Below are 3,583 nucleotides of genomic sequence, written 5' to 3'. Positions count from 1 at the left end.
CAATACCGCTCCGACGTCCTCGACGGCTTCCTCACCGGGGCCGGACTCTCCCTCGACCTCCCACCGCCATCACCTTGAAGCGCCGAGGTCAGTAACCGCTGTACCGATGTTCCAAGCGCCCCCAATTGCATCTGATGCGAACTCGCGACGGTTCGCGAATCGTCGTGGGCAACGACGCTAACCAGCACGCTGACCATGGAAGTTAGCCAGGCCTTCTGATGGTGACGGTAGCGACGGACGTGACGATCACGCCAGTCGGTGTCACTCGTCCGGCTGACTGACCTGCGGTTTGTCCGCCGACTCGCATCAGATGCGGTTTTCTCGCATACGACGCGAGTGACGGAGGGTGGTGGACTGGTGGGGTTCAACGGGTCGATCCCAGGTGCGGCACGGCTGCACCTGGTGGACGGAGTCACGCTGCTGCGGCCGGAGGAACAGGTCTTCACCGCGATGCTGACCGGGTTCGCCAACCAGCAGCTCGCGCGGAATCTGGCCCGAACGACGGTGGAGGGCCGGGAGAACACGGTCAAGGCGTTCGCCGCGTACGTGAACACCTACCCGTGGCACTGGACGCCGACGATGGTCGACGAGTGGCTCGGTGACCTGCGCTCACTGAGGGATCTGCGCCGTTCCACGATCCGGTCCTACTCGGAGGCGGTCCGGGCGTTCTGCCACTTCGTCACCGACCCGCTCTACGACTGGGCGGCCACGTGCGAGGAGCGGTTCGGCACCCACCCGGTCCAGGTCGTGCACGAGTGGAACACCGCGGTGCACGTCCAGGACAACGAGGCCGACGCGAAGAAGCGGGCGTTCACCAAGGCCGAGCTGCACGCGTTCTTCGAGCACTGCGACGACGAGGTCGCCCGGATCAGGGCCTTCGGCCGCAAGGGCTGGCTGCCGGCGTTCCGTGACGCCACCCTGTTCAAAACCGCCTACGCCTACGGGCTGCGGCGCAACGAGACGCGGATGCTCGACGCCGCCGACTTCGGCCGCAACCCGCACGGCACCGAGTACGGCGACTTCGGCCGCTGCCAGGTCCGGTTCGGCAAAGCCAAGAAGGGCTCGCCGCCCAAGCGCCGCGGCGTGCTGACCGTGTTCGGCTGGACCCCCGATGTCCTGGACGAGTGGTTCACCGAGGTCCGCCCGTTGATGGGCGCCGACGGCAACCCGGCAGCCTGGCCGTCCGAACGCGGGATGCAGATCGGCTGCCAGCGCATCAACTCCCGCTTCATCACCTACCGCAAGGCCCTGGGCCTGGACGACGGTCTGGACTACCACTCCTTCCGAAGGTCCTACGTCACCCACCTCATCGAGGACGGCTGGGACCCCCGCTTCGTCCAGGAACAGGTCGGTCACGAGCACGCCAGCACCACGTCCATCTACACCTGCGTCTCCTCGGACTTCCGCACCCGCACCCTGCGCCGGCACCTGGACGCCACCGTCGCCGCCGCCCTCCAGGCCCAGAATGGAAAGCAGGCATGAAGCGCAAGGTCGGCTACACCTGGCGGTTGCGTGAGGTGATGGCCCAACACCGCATCTTCACCGCGACCGAGTTGGTCCCGCTGCTGCGCGAACGCGGCATCGACCTGTCCGCCTCCCAGGTCCACCGCCTGGTCTCCGGAACCCCGGAACGGCTGTCGCTGCAGGTCCTGTCCGCGCTCTGCGACATCCTCTCCTGCACCCCGGCCGACCTGGTGACCACCACCGCCGAGAACGCCGGCGTCCGCAAGACCGCCACCGGCGACCTGCCCACCCCGCCCGACAACGTCGCGAAGCTGCGGCCCCGCGCGGCCCGGATCCTGCCCGACGCATGAGCCGCCCCTACGCCACCGACGAGCAGTACGAACGCTGGTTCATGGCCGAGTGCTGCCGCTGCGGCTGGCGCAGACACAAGTCCGGCACCTGGCCGGACGGATATGTCTGCCGGACCTGTTCGGACCGCGCTGTGCGAACGCGAGGAACGTGCCCAGGATGCGGCCAGGACCGCGCCCTCCCCGGGCGTCACCCCGTCGACGGCTCCGCGATCTGCACGACCTGCGCCGGCTTCTCCCAGACCTTCGACTGCTCGCGCTGCGGCTTCGAGGGCAAACTGCTGGGCAGTCGGCTCTGCGAACGCTGCACGCTCACCGACCGGCTGACCGACATCCTGGACGACGGCACCGGCCGAGTCCGGCCCGCGCTGACACCCTTGTTCAACCTGCTGGTGGCTATGGGCGAGCCCAGGAGCGGCCTGGCCTGGCTGGCGATGCGCCGCAACCATCCCGGAAACGCCTCCCAGATGCTGCGGCGGCTCGCCCGCGGACACATCCCCCTGATCCACGACGCCTTCCACGAACTCCAGCCCTGGCGGGCGGCGGCCCATCTGGAAGAACTCCTGATGACCAGCGGAGTCCTGCCCGCCGTCAACAAGTACATCTGCTCCTACCAGCGATGGCTGCCCGGCCACCTGGCCGGCATCGCAGACCCTGAACACGTCAAGACGATCAAGCTCTTCGCGACCTGGCACGTCCTTCCCCGACTACGGGAACGAGCCAATCGAAGCCGGATCACACCGAGCGTCCGCCGCTTCGCAGCCGAGCAGATCAAGCACGCGACGGCCTTCCTGCAGTGGCTCAGCACCCGGAACAGCACCCTCGCATCCTGCGGCCAGCTCGACATCGACGCCTGGTTCGCCGAGAACACCGAACACCGCCGCACCTGCCTGAGGCCCTTCCTCAACTGGGCCATGCAGAGCCGCCGATGCCCACGCGCCCTCTCCATCCCCGCGCAGAGAGCCTCCCGGCGACCCGCCCTGAGCGAGGACGAACGCCTGGACGCCCTCGGCCGACTGCTGACCGACCCAGACCCACCGATGCGCCTCCGTGTCGCCGCTGTCATCGTCCTCCTCTACGCGCAACCCCTCACCCGGATCGTCCAGTTGACGGTCGACGACGTGCTCCACGACGGAGAGAGCACGCTGCTACGGCTCGGGGAGCCCGCCTCACCCGTCCCCGCACCAGTTGCAGCCCTGCTGCTGGCCTACATCGCGGACCGCGACAACATGAACACCGCCACCAACCAGGCATCCCGCTGGCTCTTCCCCGGCCGCCGGGCCGGCCAGCCAGCCCGTCCAGACCACCTCTCCGCGCTCCTGCGCGAGATCGGCATCCCGGTCGCCGCCGCCCGCGGCGCCGCCATCCGACAGCAACTCCTCGAACTGCCCGCCCCCGTCGTCGCGGACGCCCTCGGCTACCACGACAAGACCACCAGCCGCCTCCTCAGAGAGACCGGTGGGACCTGGAGCCGATACGCCGCCGGCGATCACACTCGGTCACCAGCAGGCTGGAGTCCTCGGGGGACCGGCGAACGCTGAACACGAGAGCCCACCGGTACTACGACGGCCAGATGACGACGCCATCACGCATAACCAGCGGCGCTGCCTGGCGCGACTCGTAGAACCGGGTCCACCCCAGATCCACACTGCCGTGCCGCCAGCCGCGACAGCGGACCTGAAGTTCCACCCTGCGGTTGGACACTCTCTGTCTACGCCGCGAGGGTGTGACCTTGCCGGTGCCGCCGCCGAATCTCGAGTGGCGTGAGGTAG

General features: G+C 68.4%; 3 protein-coding genes. All 3 read left to right on the top strand.

Annotated features, from left to right (window positions below; translation table 11 throughout):
• The first annotated feature begins 357 nt into the window (after positions 1-357).
• From ACIRYZ_RS46385 to ACIRYZ_RS46375, 3 genes are read left to right on the top strand one after another with little or no spacing between them, the layout of a single operon-like run.
• Positions 358-1,482, top strand: a complete 1,125-nt coding sequence (locus ACIRYZ_RS46385) for a tyrosine-type recombinase/integrase (RefSeq protein WP_402955765.1) — start codon at positions 358-360, stop codon at positions 1,480-1,482.
• Positions 1,479-1,814 carry a helix-turn-helix domain-containing protein gene (locus ACIRYZ_RS46380; RefSeq protein ID WP_402955762.1) on the top strand — a complete coding sequence of 112 codons (336 nt, stop codon included), beginning with the start codon at positions 1,479-1,481 and terminating at the stop codon, positions 1,812-1,814. The genes ACIRYZ_RS46385 and ACIRYZ_RS46380 overlap by 4 nt, the downstream gene beginning before the upstream one ends.
• Positions 1,811-3,352 (top strand): hypothetical protein, encoded by a 1,542-nt coding sequence (locus ACIRYZ_RS46375; protein ID WP_402955759.1) that lies wholly within the window; start codon positions 1,811-1,813, stop codon positions 3,350-3,352. The genes ACIRYZ_RS46380 and ACIRYZ_RS46375 overlap by 4 nt, the downstream gene beginning before the upstream one ends.
• The last annotated feature ends 231 nt before the right edge of the window (positions 3,353-3,583 follow it).

Origin of the sequence: Kitasatospora sp. NPDC101155, from assembly GCF_044768305.1 — a bacterium.
In the GTDB taxonomy this organism is placed as follows: domain Bacteria; phylum Actinomycetota; class Actinomycetes; order Streptomycetales; family Streptomycetaceae; genus Kitasatospora.
The sequence above is the reverse complement of the archived record's forward strand: the minus strand, read 5'-3'. Positions and strand labels throughout refer to the sequence as shown.